The organism is Chromobacterium alkanivorans (assembly GCF_016937655.1).
In the GTDB taxonomy this organism is placed as follows: Bacteria; Pseudomonadota; Gammaproteobacteria; order Burkholderiales; family Chromobacteriaceae; genus Chromobacterium; species Chromobacterium alkanivorans.
In genome coordinates this window covers 123281-142520 of sequence record NZ_JAFHKL010000010.1, presented here as the reverse complement: position 1 = coordinate 142520, position 19240 = coordinate 123281, and the positions used below count along the sequence as shown (strand labels likewise).

Here is a 19240-nt window from a genome sequence, read left to right as displayed (position 1 = left end):
AAACGCGGCCTGAGCCGCGTGTTGGATTCCGGATCGCCGCAGGCTCACGAGGGATCGGCGTAACGCTCCTTCACCTGCCAGACATAGACCGGCAGACCCAGCAGCAGCAAAATCATGCCCCACATCACGATGTCGGCGCCGGACCCGTACAAGGCCCACACCGAATAGGCGAAACCCACGCCGGCGAAGCACAAGGGCGCCAGGTAGTCCTTGCGCTGGAACTGCTGGGGCCGCATCAACATGATGGCCAGCAGCGCCATCGAGCAAAAGGCGTAAGGCAGCAAGGTGGTGGCGGTGGCCAGCAGAATGATGAACTCGAAAATCTTGACGCCGCCGTCGCCGCCGGCGTACTTCATCGCCATCAGCACCGTCACCAGCCCGCTGGACAGCAGCAGGCCGAAAATGGGCACGCCTTCGCGGTTCATCTGGGCGAAGCGACGCGGGAACAAGCCGTCGTGCGCGGCGGCGGCCGGCACGTGCGCCTGCATCAGGCTCCAGCCGTTGAGCGCGCCGAAGCAGGAAACGATGGCGCCGAAGCCCACCAGGTAATAGCCCCAATCGCCCCACATCAGCCTGGCGGCGTCGGCGAACGGCGCCTGTGAGGCGGCCAGCAGCGCCGGCGGCATCAGGCCCATCAAGGCCACCGTGGACAGAATGTAGAGCACGGTGGCGATCAGGGTGCCCAGCACCGTGGCGCGCGGAATGGTTTTTTCCGGCGCGATCACGTCGCCGGCCGGCACCGACGCCGACTCCAGCCCCAGGAAGGCCCACAAGGTCAGCGCCATGGTGGCGGACACCGAGCTGAGCAGGGGCTTGTCGTGGGGGTTGAACACGATATTGTCCGGCTGCAGGTGGAAAAAGCCGAAGAAAGTGACGGCGGCCAGCGGCAGCAGCTTCAGCAAGGTGGTCGTCACCGCCACCAGGCCGGAGCTGCGCGCGCCGCGGCTGTTGATCCAGGTGACGATCCAGATCAGGCTGATGGCGAACACGCCGGCCAGCAGATTATTGTGCCCCAGCGCCGGAACGAAGACCTGCATATAACTGGTGGCGGCCACCGCTAGCGCCGCGTTGCCTGCCCACAGCGCGATCCAGTAGCCCCAGGCGATCCAGAAACCGGCAAAACCGCCGAAAGCCTCATGGATGTAAGCGTACGGGCCGCCCTCCTTGGGCAGGATGGACGCCAGCCGCGCGAACACCAAGGCCAGGCAGATCGCGCCGGCGGCGGTGAGCAGCCAGCCTATCATCGACACTCCGCCGAACGGCGCCAGCGACGCCGGCAGCAGGAACACGCCGGAACCGATCATATTGCCCACCACCAGGGCGGTGCACATCCATACGCCCAGCGCCCGGGTCTTGGGCTTGCTGTCTAAATTGGTATTGCTCAAGGCTTGGTCTCCATCGGCCCTGCCGATTGACGAGCGCGCCGCGCGCGCGTGTTTCTACGATCATGCGATGGCGCCGGCGGAACGGGCTTGGCCGATTCCGTTCGCATTCAGACTGATGCGGCTGAAAAAGCGCCCATGATAGAGGGCCGCGCCCGCAAGCCGGGCATGCTTTCTTCAAACCGCTTGACCGGAGTCAACTGAAGCGGGACTTTGCGCCAGTGCGCGCGCATGAAAAAAAGGCGGCATTAGAACACAATTTCGACATAAAAACATGTCGCATTTTCCGCATGTCAACGGGAAGGCGATGGCGGCCCGTTTGCCGCGGCCGATGATGCGCAACAAGCGCGTGCGCAGATGCCAATATAGGCCAGCCGGGATGGAAAAAAAGACGTCAAACGCATAATTTTGGCATAAAACAGCGCAATTCAGCCGACGACCACCGGTCCGGCCGGCACCCGCGCCAGCGACCAGTGCGCGCGCGCCCACTGCCACAACTCGGCCAGGCCGCCGCACTCCTCCGGCGGCGCGTGTCCCAAGCGGCTCAAGGCCAGGCGCAGCGCCGCGGAGGCGTCCTCCGCCGCCACCGCCGGCGCCAGCGTCTGCTTGGACAGCTTCTCCCCCGCGGCGTTGACCAGCACCGGCAGATGGCAATAAGCGGGCGCGGCCACGCCCAGCGCCCGCTGCACCGCCAACTGGCGCGGCGTGGACACCAGCAGGTCGGCGCCGCGCACCACATCGTTCACCCCTTGCTCGGCGTCGTCCACCACCACCGCCAATTGATACGCCCAATAACCGTCAGCGCGCAGCAAGACGAAGTCGCCGATGTCCGTCGCCAGATTCTGCCGGTACGGTCCCTGCAGGCGGTCCTCCACCACGGTGTCGCCGGGCGCCACCCGCAGCCGCCAGGCGCGGCCGCCCTCTTCCGGACGCCGCTGCCGGCAATGGCCGGAATACACGTAGCCGTCCAGGCCGCGCAGCGAGGTTTCGGCGATCTCCTTGCGCGTGCAATTGCACGGATAAGCGTGGCCGGCGGCGATCAGCCGCTCCAGCGCGTGCCGGTACAAGTCGTGGCGGCGGCTTTGGTACGCCACTTCACCGTCCCATTCGAAGCCATAGGCTTCCAGCGTGCGCAGGATGGCGTCGGCGGCGCCGGCCACCTCGCGCGGCGGGTCCAGGTCCTCCATCCGCAGCAGCCACTCGCCGCCGCGCGCGCGCGCCTCCAGATAACTGCCGACGGCGGTGCATAGGGAGCCGGCGTGCAACAGGCCGGTGGGGCTGGGGGCGAAGCGCCCGCGATAGGGAGAAGCGTTCATGAGGGATAGGAAATTTACGGCGGCGATGCGTTGTGAAGGGAATTTCTGGCTAATAATATTGACTGATACGCTCAAATCCTCGCCCCGCCGCCGCGCCAAACGGCGCCGCCGGCTTTCGACGACCAAGGAGCCGAACATGGCCTACGTTGTAACCGATGCCTGCATCAAATGCAAATACACCGATTGCGTCGATGTCTGCCCGGTGGACTGCTTTCACGAAGGCCCCAATTTCCTGGCGATCGACCCCGAGGAGTGCATAGACTGCACGCTGTGCGTGGCGGAATGCCCGGTGAACGCGATCTACGCGGAAGACGACGTGCCGTCCGGACAAGAAGACTTCGTCGCGCTCAACGCCGAGCTGTCTCGGCTCTGGCCCACCATCACCGAGAAGAAGGATCCGCTGCCGGATCACGCGGACTGGGCGGAGGTCGAAGGCAAGCTGCAACACCTGGAGCGTTGAGAATCTGCCGCGCGTCGTGAGCCGTCAGATAAACAGCTCGATATCCCCGGACTTGCCGGCCCCCTCCGGCCGCATCACCTGCTCGCGATAGCGGTTTTCCTCGCTGATCAGGCTGCGGCTGCGCTTGAGCTTCTTGACCAGCACCTTGCCGCTGTCGGTAAAGAAATACACTTTGCGCGCGCAGTCGCCCAGCAGGTCTTCGGCCAGGATGGGGATCCTCTCCGCGTCCAGATAGCCGTGGATGAAGCGGCGATTGCGCTCGCCGACGTTCATCACCGACATGCCCTCCAGCACATTGCCGCCGCCGAACACCTTGGCCTCCATCCGGTGGCGCATCGCGCCCAGCTTTTGCATCTCGGTGATCATCAACTCCATCGCATGCACGCCGAAGCGCGCGGCGGACGCGCCCTCGCCCACCTCAATGCTGCCCTCGGGCAGCAGGAAATGGTTCATCCCGGCCACATTGGCCGCCCGGTCCAGCATGCACACCGCCACGCAGGAACCCAGCAGCGTCACCAAGAGCTGAGGCTGGCTGGTGACGTAGAAGCCGCCGGGAAACACTTTCACCGCCTGGCTTTGAAAATGCTTGTCGAAATAGGAATGGCTGCTGAAATGCACCGCGCCGTTCTTCATAACATCGCCTTTTCCACCTTGCCGTACAGGCAGGCCATGATTTTGGAGGGCAGCGCTTCCAGCGGCCACTCCTGTTGCACCCCGCCGGCCTTCATCGCCTCGCGCGGCATGCCGTACACCACGCAACTGGCTTCGTTCTGGCCGAAAGTGACCGCGCCGGCGTCGCGCATCTTGCGCAGGCCGTCCGCCCCGTCCCGCCCCATTCCGGTCAGGATCACGCCGACGGCGCGCTTGCCCAGGCAGCGCGCGGCGGAGTCGAACAGCACGTCCACCGACGGCCGGTGCCGGTTCACCTTGTCGCACTGCTCCAGCTCGATGCGGAAGCCGTCCGCGGCGGCCTGCACCCGCATATGCCAATCGCCCGGCGCGATGTAGGCCACGCCCTGCCGCACCGGCTCGCCCGCCTCGGCCTCCTTCACCCGCATCGGACAGCTCGCGTTCAAGCGCGCGGCGAAGCTGGCGGTGAAATGCTCGGGCATGTGCTGCACCACCAGGATGGGCGGGCATGTCGCCGGCAAACCGCTGAGCAGGGCCCGGATCGCCTCGGTGCCGCCGGTGGAGGCGCCGACGAACAGCATCGCCTGCTGAGCGCCCCCCGGCAGCGGCGGCGGCGGACTCGCCTCGGCGGCGCGATGAAAACGATGCGGCGCCCGCACCTTGGCCGCGGCGGCGGCGCGGATCTTGTCGCGGATCTCGTCGGCGTAATCGCCCATGCGCCTGGCGATATCGTGCGCCGGCTTGGACAGGAAGTCGATGGCGCCCAGCTCCAGCGCCGTCAGCGTCGCCTCCGAGCCTTGCTGGGTCAGCGAGGAGATCATCAACACCGGCGTCGGACGCAGCCGCATCAGCCGGCGCAGAAACTCCAGGCCGTCCATGCGCGGCATTTCAACGTCCAGCGTGATCACGTCCGGGTCCAGCGCGCGGATGCGCTCGCGCGCGATCAGCGGATCGGAAGCGGTGGCCACCACTTCCATGTCCGGCGCTTCGTCGATGATGGAGGTCAGCAGATTGCGGATCAGGGCCGAATCGTCCACCACGATCACCCGAATTTTCTTTTCAAGCGCCATCCACGCTCCCGGATCGATAAACAAGGCTCACAAACACGCGCCGCGGCGGCCTCACGCAAAGCAGGCGTGAACTAGGCCAGCCGGTAACTGGTCTTGCCGCAGGGGACGAAGGCGTCGCTCAGGTGCAGGATGTTTTCCGAATGCCCGAGCAACAGCAAGCCGTCGGGAGCCAGGTGCCGCGCCATATGATTGAGTATGGCCGCCTGCGTCGGCTTATCAAAATAGATCAGCACATTGCGGCAGAAAATGACGTCGAACTCCCCTAGCGGCGGCCATTCCTCCGCCACCAGATTCATCTGGAAAAACGTCACCGCCTCGCGCAAGCGCTTCTTCAGCCTCACCTTGCCGTCATTGGCGCCCACGCCCTTGTCGAAGAAGCGGCGCAGCTGCGGCTCCGGCAACTGGCTGACGCGCTCGCGCAGATACACGCCGCGCATCGCCTGCTGCAGCACATGGGTGTCGATGTCGGACGCCAGCAACTCGCAGGGGAAGGGCCGCAAGGACTCGGCCAGTTCCGCCATGGTCATGGCGATGGAGTAAGGCTCCTCCCCCGTCGAAGACGCCGCGCTCCACACCCGATACGGCCGGCCGCGTTTTTTCCAGCGCTCGGCATGCGCGCGCAACATGCCGAAATGATGCGGCTCCCGAAAAAACGAGGTCAGATTGGTGGTCAGCGCGTTGACGAAGTTCTGCCACTCGTCCGACAGTTCGTCGCGATCCAGCCGGTCCAGGTACTCGGCGAAGCTTTTCAAGCCCAGCGAGCGCACCCGCTTGGCCAGCCGCGCGTACGCCATATGGGTCTTGCTGTCGTTGAGGGCGATGCCGACTCGCCGATACACCATGTCGCGGATGCGGCGGAAATCCTCGGGCGTGAACTTGAGGTCCAACTCCAGCCCCGTCAACGCGGCCCCCTAGGCGCCGCGTCCGGCCCAGGCCGCGTCAAAACTCCTCCCACTCGCCGTCGCTCAGGTCCACCTGCGGCCGCAGCCGTTCCGGCACCACGATCTTGCCGGCCGGCTTGGGCGGCGCGGTCTTGACGCCGACGGCGTGCGCGACGTGCTCCGCCGCGGGCGCGGCGCGCGCCGGCGCCGGCCGCGGGCGCTGGCCGTGCTCGCCCAGCTTGAACACCTGCACCGCGTCGTCCAGATAGCGCGCCTGCTCTTCCAGCGACTCCGCCGCCGCGGCAGCCTGTTCCACCAGCGCGGCGTTCTTCTGGGTGTTCTCGTCCATCTGCGTCACCGCCAGGTTGACCTGCTCGATGCCCGAGCTTTGCTCGATCGACGCGGCGGAAATGTCGCTCATGATGTCGGCGACGCGGCGGATGGAAATCACGATCTCGTCCATGGTGCTGCCGGCCTCGTCCACCAGCTTGGAGCCGGACTCGACCTTGGCCACCGAGTTGCCGATCAACCCCTTGATCTCCTTGGCGGCGGCGGCGGAGCGCTGCGCCAGATTGCGCACCTCGCTGGCCACCACGGCGAAGCCCCGTCCCTGCTCGCCGGCCCGCGCCGCCTCCACCGCGGCGTTGAGCGCCAGGATATTGGTCTGGAAGGCGATGCCGTCGATCACGCTGATGATGTCGACGATCTTGCGCGCGCTGTCGTTGATCTCGTTCATGGTGGCCACCACGTCGCCCACCACCTTGCCGCCGCGCGCGGCGATGTCGGAGGCGCCGGTGGCCAGGGTGTTCGCCTTCTTGGCGTTCTCGGCGTTCTGCCGCACCGTGCTGGTGATTTCCTCCATGCTGGAGGCGGTTTCCTCCAGGCTGGCCGCTTGCTGCTCGGTGCGGCTGGACAGATTGGCGTTGCCGGAGGCGATCTCGCGCGCGGCGGTGTTGATCGCGTCGGTGGATTCCTTGATGTTGGACACGATCTCCTTCAGGCGCTCCACCGTGGTGTTGGTGTCGTTCTGCAGCTGGCTGAACAAGCCCTGGTAATCGCCCTTGATCGCATGGGTGAGGTCGCCCTTGGCCAGAGCCGCCAGCACGGTGGCGATATCGCCCAGGCCCTGGCTGGTCACCGCCAGCAACTGATTGACGCTTTCGCCCAGCTGGCGGAAAAAGCCGTCCTTGCCTTCCAGATTGATGCGCCGGTCGAAATCGCCGGCCGCGGCGGCGGAGATGATGCTGGCCACCTCTTTCTCTATCTCCACCTCCCCGGTACGGTCCTTCCATTCCACCACCGTGCCCAAACGGGAACCGTCGGTGCCGAACACCGGATTGGCCACCAGACCGAAAATACGCGTGCCTATATTGATCTGCGCGCGATAGGTGGACCGCAGATTGGCCAACAAGTCGCGCTGATGCGCCGGATTGCTGTGGAACACGTCCATATTGCCGCCCAGCAAGGCGCGCGCGTCGAAATTGGGCAAGGCCTTGCGCAGATCGGCCTCGGCGCGACGCATCATCTCCAGCACGCTGTGATTGGTGTAGATGATGTTGCGATCGTTGTCGGCGATCATCACATTGGTGGAGGCGTTGTCCAGCGCGTTGCGCACCCGGATGTTCTCGATCGCCTTCTCCGCCAGCAAGCTCATCGACGCGAACAGGCTGTGCTGGTCGCCCGGCTTGACCTTGATCTCGGAGCGCACCTGGCCCTCGGTCAGCTCGCGCATCACCTTGACCAGTTCCGCCGGCTCCCCGCCCAATTGGCGCATCAGCGAGCGGATGATGAAGACGCCGAAGCCGACGCCGATGAACAGGGCCAGCAGGGTGAACGCGAACAACAGCTTGTAGGCTTGCCGGGAGTTGTCGCTGGCGTCCTGTCCCGCCTTGCGCATCAGATTCTCTTCAAACGCGATGTAGCGATCGATCGAATCCATGTATTTGAGCTGGGTGTCGCGCAGGGTGACGAACAGATAATCGCGGGCCTGCACATCGCGCCCCTGCGCTTGCATGCGTCTGAACACCGCCAGCTCGGAACGGAAATTGGCCTCGTTCGCGCGCATCGCCTCGAAAAGCGGCCGCCCGGCGCTGCTGACGTTCGGCTCCAGCGTGCTCATCCTTTGCGCCAGCTTGGCCAAATTGCCATCTATCTCCTGATTGAACTCTTTGATCAGGTGCGCATCCTTGCTCAGCAGCAGGTTGCGCACATCGCGCGACGTGAGGTTGACGTTGGACGCCAGCTTGTGCGCGGCGCTGACCTGCGGGATATGCACGCTGGAGATGCCGACCAGATCATCGGCCAGGCCCTGCAGCTGTCTGACCGCCAGCGTCATCGCCACCGCCAGCAACAGGATCAGCAGACCGAAGCCCAGGATCAGTCTATGGATCACTTTCATATTGTTCATGCTTCGCCCCCTAATTCGCTTGCACTCGAGCCGCAGCGTCAGTCAACGCCATTTCCTCGCTGCCCATCAGCTTCTCGATATCGACCACGATGATCATGCGCTCGTCCAGCGTGCCCAGTCCTTCGATATAGGCGGTGTCCACCGCCGCGCCAAACTCCGGCGCGGCGCGAAGCGCATCGCTCTCCAGCTGAATCACGTCCGACACGCCGTCCACCACCGCGCCGATGACCCTCCCGCACACATTCAGCACGATCACCACGGTGAACGCGTTGTACACCGGTTCGCCTATGCCGAACTTCAGGCGCAAATCCACGATGGGCACGATGTGGCCGCGCAGATTGACCACGCCCTTGATGAAGTCCGGTGCGTTGGCGATGCGGGTCACCGCGTCGTAGCCGCGGATTTCCTGCACCTTCAGAATATCGATGCCGTATTCTTCCGCTCCCAGCGTGAACACCAGCAGCTCATTGCCCGAGCGTCTTTGCGCCAGCCCCGGGCCGTCCCGTTCCGCCACCATTTCTTTTCCTTGTTGTTTCATGCGTCCAGCGCCATCCGCTGGTTGTGCCGCGCAATCGCGGCGATGTCCAGGATCAGGGCCACCTGGCCGTCGCCCAGAATCGTGGCGCCGGAAATGCCGTCCACCTTGCGGTAATTCGTTTCCAGGTTTTTCACCACGAACTGCTGCTGGCCGATCAGATCGTCCACCAGCAGCGCCAGCCGGCTGTTGCCGGCCTCCACGATCACCAGGATCGCCTCGCTCGGCGCCTGCTTCGCTTCCGGAATGGAGAAAAAACGGCCCAGCGGCACAATCGGCAGGTATTCGCCGCGAATGCCCACCACCATGCCGCGGGCGGCCACCGTCTTGATGTCGTCCGGCGCCGGCTGCAGCGACTCCAATACCGCGCCCAAGGGCATCACATAGGTTTCCGCGCCGATGCGCACCGACATGCCGTCCATGATCGCCAGCGTCAGCGGCAAATGGATGCTGATGGTGGTGCCGATGTCGGCCATGGAGTCGATTTCCACGCGGCCGCCCATGCTCTGGATATTGCGCTTGACCACGTCCATGCCCACGCCACGGCCGGACACTTCGGTCACCTCGGCGGCGGTGGAGAAGCCGGCCTCGAAAATCAGGTTCCACACCTCGGCGTCGCTGAGCGAATCCGGCGCCGCCAAGCCGCCTTGCCGCGCCTTGGCCAGGATGCGCTCCCGGTTCAGGCCGGCGCCATCATCGCTGACTTCGATGACGATATTGCTGCCCTGATGAAAGGCCCGCAGCGTCAGACGCCCCACCGGGTCCTTGCCGCCCGCCTGCCGCGCTTCCGGGGATTCGATGCCGTGATCCAGGCTGTTGCGCACCAGATGGGTCAGCGGATCGGACAGCTTCTCGATGAAGCCTTTGTCCAGCTCGGTGCTCTCGCCCATCATCGTCAGTTCCACCCGCTTGCCCAGCCGGCCGGCCAGATCGCGCACCACGCGCGGAAAGCGATTGAACACGAAGGCGATCGGCGTCATCCGGATCGACATCACCGCCTCCTGCAATTCCCGCGCGTTGCGCTGCAAGGCGCCGATGCCGCCGAGCAGACGCTCGTGCTCCACCGGGTCCAGCCCCGCGCCGGACTGCGTCAGCATGGACTGGGTGATCACCAACTCCCCCACCAGGTTGAGCAGCAGGTCCACTTTGTCGATATTGACCCGGATCGAGCTCTCGCTCAGCGCGCCGCCGCGCGCGGCCGGTTTGGCGGCGTCGGACTCCTGCGCCGGCGACAGCGCCTCGTCCCGCTTCGCCGCCTCGGCAGGCGGCGGCTCGAACAGGCCGAATCCGTCGCCTTCCAGCCAGACCGAGGCGTCCGGTTCCGGCTCCGCCTCGAGAAACAGGCCGAAGCTGCCCTCCTCCTCCACGCCGTGATCGACGTTGATGCGGAAGCGCTCCTGCGGCAGCGCGAACGCCAGCGACTCCGCCACCTCGGCGGCGTCCAGCTGCGAGGTGAACACCGCCACCCAGGGCAGCTTGTCGGCCTCCTCGCCGCGCTGCACCACGCTCAAATCGCCGTGCTCGGCCAGCGACTCCAGCAAGGCGTCGATGTCGACGCCGTCCACCACGTCGATTTCCAGATACAGCGTCCAGTGTCGCGCTTCCTCCGGCGCCGCCCGTCGCGCCGCCGCCTCCGCCGGCGCCGCGGCCAGCGCCTCCAGTTGCGCTTTCAGCTCGCCGGCCTGCGCCGCGTCGGCCTCGCCCTTGCCCTTGTGCGCGGCCAGCATTCCGTACAGCACGTCCTTGGCCCGCAACACCAGGTCCACCAGATCCGAACTCAAGGCGCGCGCGCCGCGCCTCACCTCGTCCAGCAATCCTTCCAGCACATGGGTCAAATCCGCCATGTCGGCGAAGCCGAAGGTGGCGGCGCCGCCCTTGATCGAATGCGCGGCGCGAAACACCGCGTGCAAATCCTCCTGCTGCGGACAGGATTGATCCATGCCCAGCAGCAGGCTCTCCATGCTGGACAAATGCTCATCCGCCTCATCAAAGAACACTTGATGAAACTGCGACATGTCGATTGCCAAAAACTCGCTCCTCGCCGTGCTCTGAATCAGCCGATCACGCGCTTGACCACATCCAGCAGCTTCTGCGGATCAAAAGGCTTGACCAGCCAGCCGGTGGCGCCGGCCGCGCGGCCGAGCGCCTTCATCTGATCGCTGGACTCCGTGGTCAGCATCAGGATGGGCGTCGTCGTATACGACGGCAACTTGCGCAGGGAGCGGATCAAGGTCAGGCCGTCCATGCCGGGCATGTTCTGGTCGGTCAGCACCAGATTGAACTGCCCGCCCTGCGCCTTGGCCAGGCCGGCGTTGCCGTCCCCGGCCTCCACCACCTCGTAGCCGGCGCTTTTCAAGGTGAACGACACCATCTGTCGAATCGAAGCGGAATCGTCAACCGTCAGTATTTTTTTGTGCATAACATCCCCGTATCAGGAAGCCGCCCGACGCGGCGCGCGCTTCCCATTCTTTACCTTGCTCACTCGCCGCCTCGTTCCGCCACGGAGAAACGGCCAACTCGCCCAAGCGCTGAAATTTGCGCAGATATTAATGATTGATCAACTAAAAAGCTCGCCGATTCAAGCCGGAATCCGCGCGGGGCCGACGCCCGCGGCCAAGCTTCCTCAAACCGGCGACGCCGGCGACGGCACGGCGAAAGCCAGCGACGACATGTCGTCATTGTATGGGCTGCTGAAGCCTAGCGGAATCGACGGCAAGGGGCCATAGCCCAACGCGCCGGCCGGCGAAACGCTGGACCAGCGCAGCAAACGCGACAACAGATAGGGCAGATCGGACTCCTCCATGCCGTCGCTGTGCGCCAGGAAATGCTGGCCCTCGGCCCAGGGCAGCGCCAGCGGCCGCCGCAACTCGATGTCGGCGCGCAGCCCCAGCGGACTGCACATGGAGGAAAAACGCTGCTCAAGCCGGGTGGACAAGAACAGCAAGACGTCCGGCATGCCGGCGTTGACCAGCCTCACCTCGCGGACGCGCCAGTCTATCTCCAGCAAGGCGCTGCCGACGTAGCGCCCGTCGGCCACGTGGCGATGCATGAAGGCGTTGAGCTCCCGCAGCGCCGACAAGGACAGCGGCTGCCCCAGCAACACCCGCGACGCGCCCAGCGCCAGCAGCGCGGCATCCAGCGCCGAACCCTGGCCGTGGCCGGAGGCGTCGCCCAGTATCAGCAAAGTCCGTTCCGGCAAGTCCGCGCGCAGCACCACGTCGCCGCCCACCGCCTCCACCGGCTTGACCGAGACCTCCAAGGGAAACACGCGGACCGGCGCCTGTTTCGACGGACGGTACAGGGACATGGCGCCGTTGACGACGTCGAAGGCCGCCGCGCCGAACAAACACGGGCAGAGCGCGTGTTGCTGCCAATGCCAGGCCAGCAGGCGGCTGCGCAGCAAGTCCGCGTCGAAATCGCCGCGCAGGAAATGAATATTGGGCGTGGCCAGCCAGGGCGCCGGGCGTCCCGACGAAAACACCCACAAGGGCTTGTCGCCCTCCCACTGCTCGAACAGCGCGGCGGGAGCGTCCGCCAGATTCGTCAGCCAAAGATCCTGCTTGCCGCCCACCGCGAAGTCGGCGCCACCGCAAAACCACCAATCCAGCGCCGACAACCAAGGATCCCCACGAACCCGTGCCTCGGCATCAGCGGACAACCAGGCCCGGATGCGCACAGACGCTCCAATGCTTGAACTTACTTAATGGTGAACATCTTGTTGAAGCAGGCGATTTCGAACACCTGCATCACCGCTTCGCGACAATTGATCAAGGTCATGCTCTTCTTCTGCCCGGCCGCGCGCTCCTTCAGCAACAGCAACATGCCCAGCGCGGAACTGTCCAGAAACGGCACCTGGTCGAAATCGATCTCGATCTCCTGCACTTCCGGATTGTCCAGCAGCTCCTGGCTGGCCTGACGGAATTCCCGATGCAGGTTGAAGTCGAACTGTCCGATCAGGATCATCTTCCCAACTCTGCCCTCTACTTTGACAATGGGTCTCATGCGGCGTCCTCGGCTTTCTTCTGAATAAACGGCACATCCATCACGATTGCATCATCGGAAGGCTGAGCTCGAAACAGGCCCCGCCCTCCCCCTTGTTGAAACAACGCACTTGCCCGCCCAGCTCGTCCACCACCTTCTTGACGATGGCCAAACCCAGGCCGGTGCCGCCCGGGCGGGTCGTGAAGAAAGGCTCGAACATCTTCTCCAGCTCCTCCGGGTTGAATCCGGGACCCGAGTCCTCCACCCGAAACAGCAAGGCCGTCTCGCCTTCCTCCACCGATAGACGCACCACATCGCCGGCCGCTGAAAAATGCCAGGCGTTCTCCAGCAGATTCACCAGGGCCCCCTGCAGCGCTTTGCGGTCCACCAAAACCTTTATGGCAGATGACACCACCACATTGCAATCAAAAAGCACACCTTTTTCATGACATTGTGGTTGCATGACCGCACGCAAATCCTCCAGCAAACCGTCCAGTTCCAAAGGCTCCAGCGTCGTCACCTGGCCGCGGACGAAACCCAGCATGTTCTGGATCAGGCTCTCCAGCGCCCGCATCCTGGCCAGGCTCTTGTCGACGAAGCGCGCGCGGTCCTCCGCCCGTGGGATGTCCTGCTTCAGATTCGCCGTGTACAGCATCGCCGTGGCCAGCGGCGTGCGCAGCTGATGCGCCAATGCCGCCGCCATGCCGCCCATGGACGCCAACTTCTGCTGGCGGGCCAATTCTCCGGTCAATTGATGCAAACGCGATACATCGTGAATAAGCACAATCTGTTCGCCTACGGACGGTAGATCCTGGCATTGCATCGTCAACACCAGACCCGGCTCGCCATGCCGATGGCAATAGGTGCCGTCCAGCTCCGAGCGCGCCAGCCCCTCCAGCATGTCCCGCCATAAAGCGCCTACAGAACAACCATTTAGCATCCGGCTGGCGGCCGGATTCACCGCTGTGACCGCGCCTTCGGCCGAGACTTGCACCACGCCCGCGGGCAGCGCCTCCAGCAGCAAGCCCAGCCGCTCGGCCAGCATCGCGTTCTCATCGCGCTGTTTGCGCAGCTGATTATTGGCTTCGTCCAGCTGCGCGTTGAGAACTGTCACTTGGCTCTCAAGTTGTCTATATGCATCAATAAGTTGGCCGGACACCGCATTGAATTGCTCGAACGCGGCTTCCAGCTGCTGCTGATCTTTGAGGCTTGAAACCATATGCCGAATCGCTTGCGAGTTATTTGTAAAAACCACTTAAACAGTATGATAATGAATGGGTATCGCTGAGCCAAGCTGTTATCTGGCATGCAGCTCAGCAAAAAAAACCGGGCAAAACCGATATCTGGCGTATAAAGGGTAGTAGTACGCCACTTCAAAAGAATGCAGCGGAGGTTTCTGTGTCAGAGCTTCTCAAAAAAATCGACGCCAGGACGAAACTGGCCGGCACCAACAAGCTGGAAATCCTGCTGTTCTCGTTGGGCCAGGATCAGCGCACGGGGCGCAAGGAAATCTTCGGGATCAACGTGTTCAAGGTGCGCGAAGTCATGCGCACGCCGGAAATCACTTCCGCGCCTGAAATGCCCTCCTCGGTGGAAGGCATGGTCAGCCTGCGCGGCGCGCTGGTTCCGGTCATCGACCTGGCCAAATACACTGGCGTCGTCACCAGCAACAAGCCGGAAATCATGATCGTCACCGAGTACAACGCCCACACCCAGGGCTTCCTGGTGGAGGCGGTGGACACCATCCTGCGTCTGGACTGGTCCGCGATGCGCGTGCCGCCGGAAATGATCACCAACCGCATGGCAGGTCTGGTGACGGCGGTGACCGAGCTGGACAACGGCACGCTGGTGATGATGATGGACGTGGAAAAAGTGCTGGCGGAAACCACCATCATCGACGACGGCCACACCTTCCTCGGCATCGAGCCGGTCAAGGAACCGCGCCGAATCTTCTTCGCCGACGACTCCGCCGTAGCGCGCAAGCAGATCGAACGCACGCTGGAAGCGATGAACATCCAGTACACCTCCGCCATCAACGGCATGCGCGGCTGGGAAGAGCTGCAGAAGATGGCCAATCAGGCCGATTTGGCCGGCAAGAAGCTGTCGGACTCGCTGCACCTGGTGCTGACCGACGTGGAAATGCCGGAAATGGACGGCTATATGCTGACCAAGATGATCAAGAGCGATCCGCGTTTCAACGGCATTCCGGTGTTGATGCACTCCTCCCTTTCCGGTTCCTCGAATCAGAAGCTGGGCGAATCGGTCGGCGTGGATTCCTACGTCGCCAAATTCGAACCGCAGAAGCTGTCGATGAAACTGCGCCAGATGCTGAATCTGGAACCCAAAGACTAAAGATCAAGTAAGCAAAAGCATTAAGGGAGAGGGACAGATATGGCAGCCACAGACGCCTCCTTGCTTGCAACCGTTGACGCCAGAACCAAGCTGGCGGGTTCCAACAAAATGGAGATTCTGCTGTTTTCGCTTGGAACGCGGGAAACCTTCGGCATCAACGTTTTCAAAGTGCGCGAGGTGTCGCAGACCCCCGCCATCACCAAAACGCCGAACATGCCGTTTGGCGTGGAGGGCGTGCTGTCGCTGCGCGGCAATATCATCCCGGTCATCTCGCTTGGCAAGTTCATCGGCGCCGATCAAACCCGCAGCTACGAAACCATGATCGTCACCGAGTTCAACAAGAGCACCCAGGCCTTCCTGGTCGACTCGGTGGACCGCATCATCCGCGTGGACTGGGACAAGGTGCGCGCGCCGGAAAACATGATGGCGGCGAGCGGCACCAATCAGAACCTGATCACCGCGATTACCGAACTGGAAAACGGCAAGCTGGTGTCCATTCTGGACGTGGAGCAGATCCTGGCCAGCGTGGTCGGCGAACCGCGCCTGCCCGACGTGCCCACCGCCCAGCTGGAAAACGACCAGTACATCTTCTTCGTCGACGACTCGGTCGTCGCCCGCAAGGAAATCACCGGCGTGCTGGAAAAAATGGGCATCAAATTCCAGCAGGCCACCAACGGCCGCGAAGCCTGGGACCGACTGCAAACGCTGGCCAACCGCAATTTCGGCGAGGACGAGTGCCTGCACGACCACCTGAAGATCATCCTCGTGGACGCCGAGATGCCGGAAATGGACGGCTACGTGCTGACCAAGCTGATCAAGTCCGATCAGCGTTTCCGCGGCATTCCGGTCGTGATGCACTCCTCGCTGTCGTCCAACGCCAACCGCGCGATGGGCTCCAGCGTGGGCGTGGACGCCTACGTCGCCAAGTTCGACCCCGGCGTGCTGGCCGAAACTTTGATTCCATTCCTGCAGAGGTAGTCGCTACAATATGCGGCTCGATGAATTTCAGATAAATCAGGACACACCTCAATGGCAGACAAGAATATTCGCTTCCTAGTCGTAGACGACTTCTCCACCATGCGGAGAATCGTGCGCAACCTTTTGAAAGAACTAGGATTCACCAATGTCGACGAAGCCGAAGACGGCATGGTTGCGCTGCATAAGCTGAAGACCCAGCACTTCGACTTCATCGTTTCCGACTGGAACATGCCCAATATGACCGGCATCGAGCTGCTCAAGGCAGTCCGCGCCGACGCCCAGCTCAAGCACTTGCCCTTCATGATGATCACCGCGGAAGCCAAGCGCGAAAACATCATCGAAGCGGCCATGGCCGGAGCCAGCGGTTACATCGTGAAGCCTTTCACTGCCGCCACCATGGAAGAGAAAATGAGCAAGATCTTCCAGAACATGAATAAACCAGCCTGAGTGCCGAAAAAAACGGTCTGCGTCAGTATTGAGGAGGATTTACCGTGTCCAATCACATCCTGGAAAGCGGGGATAACCCGGAGCTTGAGGCTCTGTTCGACAGCATTTCGATGCAGCAGAGCGAAGCCCCTCCGGCGTCGGAGCCCGCCGCCGCCGCGCCCGAAGCCGCGGCGGCCGCTCCGCAGCCGACCGGGACTGCCGGCAGTCCTACCTCGATGTACGAACAAATTGGTCAGTTAACCCGCAAAATGCATGATGCGCTACGCGATCTAGGCTACGACAAATCTCTGGAAAAAATGGCGGACGCCATTCCGGACGCCAAGGACAGGCTGACCTATATCGCCACCCTGACGGAAAACTCGGCCGAACGCGTGCTCAACGCCACCGATCTGGCCAAACCGTATCAGGACCAGCTGGAAAGCAAGGCGCTGGAGTTGTCCTCGCGCTGGGAACGGCTGTACGCCAATCTGTTGACCGTGGAAGAGTTCCAGCAACTTGCGGCCGACACGCGCGGCTACTTAAATGAAGTGCCGGCCCAGACCCAGGCCACCAGCACCCAATTGTTGGAAATCGTCATGGCTCAGGACTTCCAGGATCTGACCGGCCAGGTCATCAAGAAGATGATGGGCATGGTCAAACTGCTGGAAAGCGAGTTGGTCAACTTCCTGATCGAGTTTTCGCCCGAGGCGAAAAAAGAAGAATTGGGCATGGGCACCAATCTGTTGAACGGCCCCGTGATCAATCCGGAAGGCCGCACCGATGTGGTCAGCAGCCAGCAACAGGTCGATGACCTGCTGGAAAGCCTGGGCTTCTAACGAACAACACGCAGAACAAAGCACGCGAGCAAGGCGTGGCGGGAGTGGAAAATGAGCGAATTTGCCGGCATGGAAGAGCTGCTGCAAGACTTCTTGATGGAGTCTACGGACCTCCTTTCCGATGTAGACAATAAATTGGTCGAACTGGAAAAACGTCCGGAAGACAAAGCACTGCTGAACGACATTTTCAGAGGTTTCCACACCATCAAGGGCGGCGCGGGCTTTCTCAACGTCGGTCCGATGATCAATCTATGCCATCGCACCGAAAACCTGTTCGACAAGCTGCGCAACGGCCAGTTGCACATCACCGCCGGCATCATGGATGTGATTCTTGACGCCACCGGCATTGTGCGCGACATGTTCGGCACCATGGGCCAGGGCCTGATGCCCAGCGAAGCCGACCCGCGCATCCTGGCGGCCTTGGACGCCGCGCTGGCTGGCGAGGAACTGTCCGAGAATGCCGCGGCAAGCGCGCCGGCAGCTGCCCCCGCCCCGGAGGCAGCGCCTGCGCCGGCCCCCGCCGCCGCGACCCCGCCCGCCGCCGGCAACGGTCAAGGCCCGGACTGGAATCAGTTGTATCAGGCCGTCGCCCCCGGCGGCGCGCCGGCGGCTCCCGCTGCTGCGCCGGCCGCCGCGGCGCCCGCGCCCCAAGCCGCTCCGGCGGCGGCGCCAGCTCCCGCTCCGCTTGCGGCGGCCCCGGCGGCCAAGCCCGCGGCCAAACCCGCGCCGAGTAAACCGGCCGCCAGTGCGCCCAGCAGCAGCGGCCCGCAGGAAAACACCATCCGCATCGACACCGTGCGCCTCGACATGGTGCTCAACCTGTCCGGCGAAATCGGCCTGACCAAAAACCGTCTGACCACGCTGCGCACCGAAATCCTGCAAGGCAACCGCGACACCAATACCCTGCGCTCTCTGGACGAGGCGATCAGCCAGCTGGACCTGCTGGTCGGCGATCTGCAGAACGCGGTGATGAAAACCCGCATGCAGCCGATTGGCCGCCTGTTCCAGAAATACCCGCGCTTGGCGCGCGACCTTGCCCGCCAGCTGGGCAAGGAAGTCGAACTGGTGCTGTCCGGCGAAGAGACCGAGCTGGACAAGACCATGATCGAGGACTTGAACGATCCGCTGGTCCACTTGGTGCGCAACGCCGTGGACCACGGCATCGAACAGCCCGAAGACCGCATCGCCGCCGGCAAGAAGCCGCAGGCGCTGGTGCAGCTGACCGCGGAACAGGTGGGCGATCACATCCTGATCGAGATCACCGACGACGGCAAAGGCATGAACGCCGACGCGCTGCGCCGCAAGGCGATCGAAAAAGGCCTGATCGACCAGGAAAGCGCCAACTCCCTGGATGAGAAGCAGTGCCTGCAGCTGATCTTCCTGCCCGGCTTCTCTACCAAGGATCAAATTTCCAGCGTGTCCGGCCGCGGCGTGGGCATGGACGTGGTGCGCACAAACATCCAGAAACTGAACGGCCGCATCGACATCAACTCGGTGCCGGGCGAAGGCACCCGCATCAGCATCTCGCTGCCGCTGACCCTGGCCATCCTGCCGGTGCTGGTGGTTCGCGCCTGCAACCAGCCGTTCGCGGTGCCGCTGGCGATGGTGCGCGAAATCATCACCATCGACCCGAACGCGATCCAGGAAGTGTCCGGCAAGCCCACCATCGTGGTGCGCGACGAAATCCTGCCGCTGAAGACCCTGGCCGGCCTGCTGGGCTGGGAGCCGACGCAAAAGCCTTACTTCGGCGTCTTGATGCAGTCCGCGGAAAAGTCCTTCATCCTGGCGATCGACTCCTTCGTCGGCCGCGACGACGTGGTGATCAAGCCGCTGCAAAATATTCGCCCGAAAGGCGTGGCCGGCGCCACCCTGTCCGGCGACGGCTCCGTGGTGCTGGTGCTCGACATGGAAGACCTGCTCTCCTCCAGCGAGGCCAGCAACGCCGTCACCCGATCCGCGGACCTGATCGCCACCTGAGCAAAGGCA

18 protein-coding genes are annotated in these 19240 nt (G+C 63.3%); 6 read left to right on the top strand and 12 right to left on the bottom strand.

Annotation, left to right across the window (positions count from 1 at the left end; genetic code table 11):
* Nucleotides 1-44: 44 nt before the first annotated feature.
* Both JW897_RS18080 and gluQRS read right to left on the bottom strand, forming a co-directional pair.
* Nucleotides 45-1385 (bottom strand): amino acid permease, encoded by a 1341-nt coding sequence (locus tag JW897_RS18080; RefSeq protein ID WP_231589301.1) that lies wholly within the window; start codon nt 1383-1385, stop codon nt 45-47.
* A gap of 425 nt (nt 1386-1810) precedes the next feature.
* Nucleotides 1811-2698 carry a tRNA glutamyl-Q(34) synthetase GluQRS gene (gluQRS, locus tag JW897_RS18075; protein ID WP_205467165.1) on the bottom strand — a complete coding sequence of 296 codons (888 nt, stop codon included), beginning with the start codon at nt 2696-2698 and terminating at the stop codon, nt 1811-1813.
* 136 nt (nt 2699-2834) lie between these two features.
* Here gluQRS and fdxA point away from each other — a divergent pair, with 136 nt between their 5' ends.
* On the top strand, nt 2835-3158 hold the full coding sequence (fdxA, locus tag JW897_RS18070; protein WP_205467164.1) for a ferredoxin FdxA: 324 nt from the start codon (nt 2835-2837) through the stop codon (nt 3156-3158).
* Nucleotides 3159-3182: 24 nt separating this feature from the next.
* Here the strand turns inward: fdxA and cheD are convergent, their stop codons facing one another.
* The 10 genes from cheD to JW897_RS18020 all read right to left on the bottom strand — a co-directional run bounded on the left by cheD (nt 3183) and on the right by JW897_RS18020 (nt 13881).
* Nucleotides 3183-3791, bottom strand: a complete 609-nt coding sequence (gene cheD / locus JW897_RS18065) for a chemoreceptor glutamine deamidase CheD (RefSeq protein ID WP_205467163.1) — start codon at nt 3789-3791, stop codon at nt 3183-3185.
* Nucleotides 3788-4858, bottom strand: a complete 1071-nt coding sequence (locus JW897_RS18060) for a protein-glutamate methylesterase/protein-glutamine glutaminase (protein WP_205467162.1) — start codon at nt 4856-4858, stop codon at nt 3788-3790. The genes cheD and JW897_RS18060 overlap by 4 nt, the downstream gene beginning before the upstream one ends.
* Nucleotides 4859-4929: 71 nt before the next feature.
* Nucleotides 4930-5760, bottom strand: coding sequence for a CheR family methyltransferase (locus JW897_RS18055; protein WP_048415002.1), 831 nt, complete (start codon nt 5758-5760; stop codon nt 4930-4932).
* Nucleotides 5761-5797: 37 nt separating this feature from the next.
* The gene (locus tag JW897_RS24645) at nt 5798-8146 is read right to left on the bottom strand and encodes a methyl-accepting chemotaxis protein (protein WP_205467161.1); all 2349 of its coding nucleotides are present in this window, start codon (nt 8144-8146) and stop codon (nt 5798-5800) included.
* Nucleotides 8147-8156: 10 nt separating this feature from the next.
* The gene (locus tag JW897_RS18045) at nt 8157-8684 is read right to left on the bottom strand and encodes a chemotaxis protein CheW (RefSeq protein WP_240352276.1); all 528 of its coding nucleotides are present in this window, start codon (nt 8682-8684) and stop codon (nt 8157-8159) included.
* Complete coding sequence (locus JW897_RS18040; RefSeq protein ID WP_240352275.1) at nt 8681-10696, bottom strand: chemotaxis protein CheW; 2016 nt, start codon at nt 10694-10696, stop codon at nt 8681-8683. The genes JW897_RS18045 and JW897_RS18040 overlap by 4 nt, the downstream gene beginning before the upstream one ends.
* 38 nt (nt 10697-10734) lie before the next feature.
* Nucleotides 10735-11100 carry a response regulator gene (locus tag JW897_RS18035; RefSeq protein ID WP_048415005.1) on the bottom strand — a complete coding sequence of 122 codons (366 nt, stop codon included), beginning with the start codon at nt 11098-11100 and terminating at the stop codon, nt 10735-10737.
* Between the two features lie 204 nt (nt 11101-11304).
* Nucleotides 11305-12297 carry a SpoIIE family protein phosphatase gene (locus JW897_RS18030; protein ID WP_205467159.1) on the bottom strand — a complete coding sequence of 331 codons (993 nt, stop codon included), beginning with the start codon at nt 12295-12297 and terminating at the stop codon, nt 11305-11307.
* 80 nt (nt 12298-12377) lie between these two features.
* Nucleotides 12378-12683, bottom strand: coding sequence for an STAS domain-containing protein (locus tag JW897_RS18025; protein WP_039754785.1), 306 nt, complete (start codon nt 12681-12683; stop codon nt 12378-12380).
* 40 nt (nt 12684-12723) lie between these two features.
* Entirely contained in the window at nt 12724-13881 is a 1158-nt protein-coding gene (locus JW897_RS18020) for a sensor histidine kinase (RefSeq protein ID WP_048415007.1), read from the bottom strand.
* Between the two features lie 179 nt (nt 13882-14060).
* Between JW897_RS18020 and JW897_RS18015 the strand changes: the two genes are divergently transcribed.
* From JW897_RS18015 to JW897_RS17995, 5 genes are read left to right on the top strand one after another with little or no spacing between them, the layout of a single operon-like run.
* The gene (locus JW897_RS18015; protein ID WP_019103159.1) at nt 14061-15014 is read left to right on the top strand and encodes a chemotaxis protein; all 954 of its coding nucleotides are present in this window, start codon (nt 14061-14063) and stop codon (nt 15012-15014) included.
* A 39-nt stretch (nt 15015-15053) separates the two neighbouring features.
* Nucleotides 15054-15992, top strand: coding sequence for a chemotaxis protein (locus tag JW897_RS18010; protein WP_019103158.1), 939 nt, complete (start codon nt 15054-15056; stop codon nt 15990-15992).
* 51 nt (nt 15993-16043) lie between these two features.
* Nucleotides 16044-16439, top strand: coding sequence for a chemotaxis response regulator CheY (cheY, locus tag JW897_RS18005; RefSeq protein ID WP_019103157.1), 396 nt, complete (start codon nt 16044-16046; stop codon nt 16437-16439).
* 44 nt (nt 16440-16483) lie between these two features.
* Entirely contained in the window at nt 16484-17254 is a 771-nt protein-coding gene (gene cheZ / locus JW897_RS18000) for a protein phosphatase CheZ (RefSeq protein WP_205467158.1), read from the top strand.
* 51 nt (nt 17255-17305) lie between these two features.
* Complete coding sequence (locus tag JW897_RS17995; RefSeq protein WP_205467157.1) at nt 17306-19231, top strand: chemotaxis protein CheA; 1926 nt, start codon at nt 17306-17308, stop codon at nt 19229-19231.
* Nucleotides 19232-19240 lie beyond the last annotated feature (9 nt).